Source organism: Chamaesiphon sp. VAR_69_metabat_338, from assembly GCF_031423935.1.
GTDB lineage: Bacteria > Cyanobacteriota > Cyanobacteriia > Cyanobacteriales > Chamaesiphonaceae > Chamaesiphon.
Window position 1 is genome coordinate 1 of record NZ_JANPGM010000718.1, and the last position, 4828, is coordinate 4828.

4 protein-coding genes are annotated in these 4828 nt (G+C 50.9%); 1 reads left to right on the forward strand and 3 read right to left on the reverse strand.

Features of this window, described 5'->3' with window-relative positions:
• Window positions 1-24 precede the first annotated feature (24 nt).
• Both RMO84_RS20080 and RMO84_RS20085 read right to left on the reverse strand, forming a co-directional pair.
• Window positions 25-1515: a UDP-N-acetylmuramoyl-L-alanyl-D-glutamate--2,6-diaminopimelate ligase gene (locus RMO84_RS20080; protein ID WP_310490210.1), complete on the reverse strand. Its 1491-nt coding sequence runs from the start codon at window positions 1513-1515 to the stop codon at window positions 25-27.
• Window positions 1516-1563: 48 nt separating this feature from the next.
• Window positions 1564-1827 carry a glutaredoxin family protein gene (locus RMO84_RS20085; RefSeq protein WP_310490211.1) on the reverse strand — a complete coding sequence of 88 codons (264 nt, stop codon included), beginning with the start codon at window positions 1825-1827 and terminating at the stop codon, window positions 1564-1566.
• Between the two features lie 407 nt (window positions 1828-2234).
• On the opposite strand from RMO84_RS20085, the gene crtL reads away from it, so the two are divergent.
• Entirely contained in the window at window positions 2235-3521 is a 1287-nt protein-coding gene (gene crtL / locus RMO84_RS20090) for a lycopene beta cyclase (protein ID WP_310490212.1), read from the forward strand.
• A gap of 9 nt (window positions 3522-3530) precedes the next feature.
• Here the strand turns inward: crtL and RMO84_RS20095 are convergent.
• Window positions 3531-4828, reverse strand: a 1298-nt coding sequence (locus tag RMO84_RS20095; protein WP_310490213.1) for a DHHA1 domain-containing protein, incomplete at its 5' end; no start/stop codon positions are given.

The following is a 4828-nucleotide window of genomic DNA, read 5'->3' on the forward strand; positions in this document are numbered from 1 at the left end:
AGCCTAAAGCCTAAAGCCTAGATCCTAACCTCCAAACTTTTTATTCAGAGCTATCCGTGCTTGTTCGCGATCGTCGAAGTGGATTTTTTCGGTGCCGAGGATTTGATAATCTTCATGTCCTTTGCCAGCAATCAGCACGCCGTCGCCAGGTGCAGCCATGGCAATGGCGCGGGCGATCGCTTGAGCGCGATCGGCGATAACTTCGACACCGGACTGTCGATCGATTCCGGCGGTTACATCCTGAAGGATGCGGGCGGGATCTTCGGTGCGGGGATTATCCGAAGTTACTACCACCACATCGGCGAGATCGGCGGCAATTTTGCCCATTTGGGGGCGTTTGGTGCGGTCGCGATCGCCACCACAACCGAATACACAAATTACCTTACCATGAATGAACGGACGTGCCGCAGTCAGCAAGCTTTCCAAACTATCGGGGGTATGGGCGTAATCGACGATCGCGGTGATATCTTGTTGGGGGGAAACTTGGACACGTTCCATCCGTCCGGGAACGCCAGGGAAATGCTCGATCGCGGCGACGATCGCATCTAAGCTCATGCCCAGGTGTAATGATGTCCCCACCGCAGCTAAGAGGTTTTCGAGGTTGTAGTCGCCGACTAGGGGGGAGCTGAAGCCGATTTCGCCTTGGGGGGTATGGAGTTTGCCGGTAACGCCAGTCTGTTTGTAAGCCAAGTCGCTCGTCCACAGGTCAGCAGATGAGTCGGTGGTACTGTAGCTCCAGACTCGCTCGGCGGGAACTTTGGCGATTAAGCGTTTGCCGTATTCATCATCGAGATTGACGATCGCGCGTCCGGTCAGATATTCGGGACTAAATAAGAGGGCTTTGGCTTGAAAATAGCTCTCCATATTCTGGTGATAATCCAAGTGATCCTGGGTGAGGTTGGTAAATACGCCAACTTCAAACGGGCAACCCATAACGCGCCCTTGATCTAAGGCGTGGGAGCTGACTTCCATTAAGGCAACTTGACTGCCTGCTGTCAGGGCTTGAGCGAGTTGCTGCTGGAGATCGACGGCGAAGGGGGTCGTGTGAGTAGCGGTTTTTTGGTAGCCTTGCCAGCGGGTGTAGAGGGTGCCGAGCAGGGCGGTGGAAATATGGGCTTGGGCGAGGAGGTATTCAATGATATGGGTGGTAGTGGTTTTACCATTTGTACCCGTGACGCCGACCATTTTGAGGGTACGGGCGGGATGATGGTAAAAGGTGCCAGCTAGGGCGGCACAGGCGGCGGTCATGTCTGGAGCAATCGCGATGCAGTCATCTGCAGTGGCTGGATGGACGGCAGCAGCGGCGGGGGAAACTACGGCTCCGATCGCACCTGCGGCGATCGCGCCTTGCCAAAATTCACCGCCATCGACGCGCGTTCCGGGCATCCCGATGAAGAGGTCGCCAGGGGTGCAGGCGTGGGAGTTGGTTTTTAAGCCGGTGACTTCGAGGTCGAGGTTGGGGTGATTGGTGGGGAGGCTAATCTGGCTGTGGGTGAGGAGTTCGCGTAGTTTCATAGGGATGGTGGATGAAGATGCTCGAAACGGGAGGGATGGGTTTAATTTTTACCCATTTTGCGAATATTGCTGTAAGATTTTTTGCACTTGGGGGATGCTGGTGCGGGGGGAGAAGCGGGGGATAGGTTGTTCGGTATCGTCAACTTGTAAACATAATACAGGGATCTCGTACTGGTAGCGATCGAACCAATCGGGGTTGGCGGTGATTTCGCGGATTTCGAGGTGGATGGGTGGGTCGGTAATTTGCTCTAGTTTTTCTTGTAAACCTTCGCAGAGGTGGCAGCCGATTTTGCTGTACAAAATTAAGTGCATGGGTTTTGAGCAAAAGGATCGAAGTTATTTAGTACAATATAGTATCTGATGGCGATCGAGGTGGATTGGTTATTAGTACTATGCGGGGCGGTAGTCAACGCGACACCAACGCACGGGTCATAGACCTCTGCGATATCTGGGGTGTGCGATCGATTAAAGCTAATTCAAGCAGATGACAGCAGCAAGATAAATCAGACCGAAGGCATCAGTTGTGGCCTGAATCTTGTTACTCAGTCCACCGTTGCTTGTGCCAATGGCTGGATGAGACGCCCCAACGATCGAGCGTTATCGATATTCGATCGCGTGTTAAGATGCGATTACCTACGGTAGGCTATGCCAACGAGTACAGGGGATCCATGCTCGATTAGGCGATATCTAAAAGAACGCTATATTCAAAGAACGCTGCTATGTTGGATTTTGATGTACTGGTAATTGGGTCTGGCCCCGCTGGGACGATAATTGCGGCGGCTTTGGCCGAGCGAGGAGTAAGAGTCGGCGGACTGACTGCCAGTCAGTTGCGGCAAGTCTGGCCGAATACCTATGGCATCTGGCGCGACGAACTTGAAGCTCTGGGATTGACGGAATTATTAGGTCACTGTTGGGAAAATTGTGTCTCCTATTTCGGCAAAGGAGAAGTCAATCACCGTCGTGCCTATGGTTTACTTGATAAAGTTAAGCTACAAAACCATCTGCTGGCCAAATGCGAAGCAGGGGGAGTGGCATGGCACCAAGGCAAGGCCACAAATATCGAGCACGATCGCGAACGCTCGATCGTCACTACTACAACGGGTGAAACCATCCGCGCCAGAGTAGTTATCGATGCCAGCGGCCACGATCCGATGTTTGTCAAGCGACAAAAGGATCGGGGCGCGATCGCCTTTCAAACTGCCTACGGTATCGTCGGTCATTTTTCTACACCCCCTGTCAATCCGCAACAATTCGTGCATCAGGATTTCCGCAGCGAGCATCTATCGGCCACCGAACGCGCCAATGAGCCGCCGACCTTTTTATATGCGATGGATCTTGGCGACGATGTCTATTTTGTTGAAGAGACATCGCTGGCGATGGCACCCCCAGTAAGTTTCGAGCTGCTAGAGCGACGATTATACCAGCGATTGGCCGCACGCGGAATCAAGGTAACAGCCGTCCACGAGGTGGAACGCTGCATTTTTCCGATGACGTTACCCCTGCCCGATCTCCATCAACCTGTGGTGGCCTTTGGCGGTGCAGCGAGTATGGTACACCCCGCTTCGGGCTATCTGGTTGGGGCGTTGCTGCGCCGCGCTCCGGGCTTAGCCGCCGCCATTGCCACCGCCCTCCAAGATGCCCAAGCCGAGCCAGCCGCGATCGCTCGTGCGGCATGGCGGCAGCTCTGGAATCCCGATCGTCTGCGCAAGTACTATCTCTATCGGTTCGGCTTAGAGAAGTTAATGCGGTTCGATGAGGTGCTGTTAAAACAGCATTTGGATACATTCTTCAGTCTGCCCCAAAGTCAATGGTCGGGATTTTTGGCCGACACACTATCGACACCAGAATTGTTAGCAGCGATGGTACGCTTATTTGCGATCGCACCCAATTCCCTGCGCTGGGGTTTGATGCAATTTCCCGGTTGGGAAAGCAATCTCTTCTGGCAATTTATCAGCCTCCAAGCAGCAAAATCGCCGTTAGCTGTTACTTCCAAATCAGTAACATAGTCGAATTACTTAATTAACCTGCAAGACTTGCATCGCAGTTTTAATTAACTGAAAATAATACGGCTTAGTAATATCGATAGGTTCGATCGCTTGTTTACCGATTAACTCACCTACTTTTTGACCCTTATTTACTACCAAAGTCTGACCCTGGGTATTAATAATCGTCAGCCGTTCTTTGTTTGGAGACATGCTGCAATTATAGTCGCGCTCTTGGTAATTGAATTTATAAGTTTGGGCAGCAACTGGTAAGCGAACGCTGACAACTTCTAACTCGATCGCGCGTGTATCTTTCCAGTTATTTTCCTTGAGTTTATAGGCAATATCTAAATATTTGGGCAAAGGGAAATAGTCGCCAAATCGCCACGCGATCGCTTTAATACCTTTCGGAAATTCTGGCGTATCGACAGTAAATTTGAGGTGTCCTTTGCCAACAATTTTTTGTTCGATGACCCGCACATTAGCCGTCCAGAATACCGGATCGGGATTTTCCATCCCACAGGGATGAATCGCATCGATCTGTTCGTACAATGACATATTAATTGCCGCGAGATCGGCTTCGGCATCGATTTTGACTAAATGCTTGAGATGTTCGACTTCTAGACATTTGTGAGCAAATTCACTTAAAGTCTGTTGAAATTTCTCTAAGTTCTCAGTTGGCATCGAGAACCCACCTGCTGCCCGATGTCCGCCATATTTACCTAGTAAATCGTGACAGTAATTTAGGGCATCGAACACATTGAATTCGGGGATACTTCGCGCCGAACCTCTGATATGATGCTCGTCTTCATTCGTGCCGATAAATACTGGTACCCCATAGCGTTCGACTAAGCGCGAGGCAACGATGCCGATGACGCCATGATGCCAGCCAGGATGGACGATAACTAAAACGCGATTTTGCTCGATATTGTAGTTGCCCTGCTCGATGAGATCGATCGCTTCTTGTTCGATCCGCGCGCACATATCTTGGCGGAGTTTATTGACTTGTTCGCATTGAATCGCTCGGGCTAAAGCGACACCCATATCTTCGGTAGTAAGCAAATTAATAATAATCTGCGGATCGTCAATTCTGCCGATCGCATTAATTCGCGGGCCGAGTCTAAAGCCAATATCTTCGGGTTTCATGGCGGTACTTTTTGCGACCGTTCCCCCTTGAGTGCCCGACATTTCAATTAAGGCTTGAATACCTGTCACTTGCGACTTGGGCAATAGTTGCAAACCCTGCTTGACTAAACGACGATTGATCCCAGTTAATGGTGCTAGATCGGCGATCGTCCCCAATGTAAATAATTCTAATAACTCATCGCTCA

What these genes read in the sequence shown, in the direction of transcription:
- RMO84_RS20080 (WP_310490210.1), bottom strand. Translation starts at nt 1,515, where the DNA reads ATGAAACTACGCGAACTCCTCACCCACAGCCAGATTAGCCTCCCCACC.
- RMO84_RS20085 (WP_310490211.1), bottom strand. Translation starts at nt 1,827, where the DNA reads ATGCACTTAATTTTGTACAGCAAAATCGGCTGCCACCTCTGCGAAGGT.
- crtL (WP_310490212.1), top strand. Translation starts at nt 2,235, where the DNA reads ATGTTGGATTTTGATGTACTGGTAATTGGGTCTGGCCCCGCTGGGACG.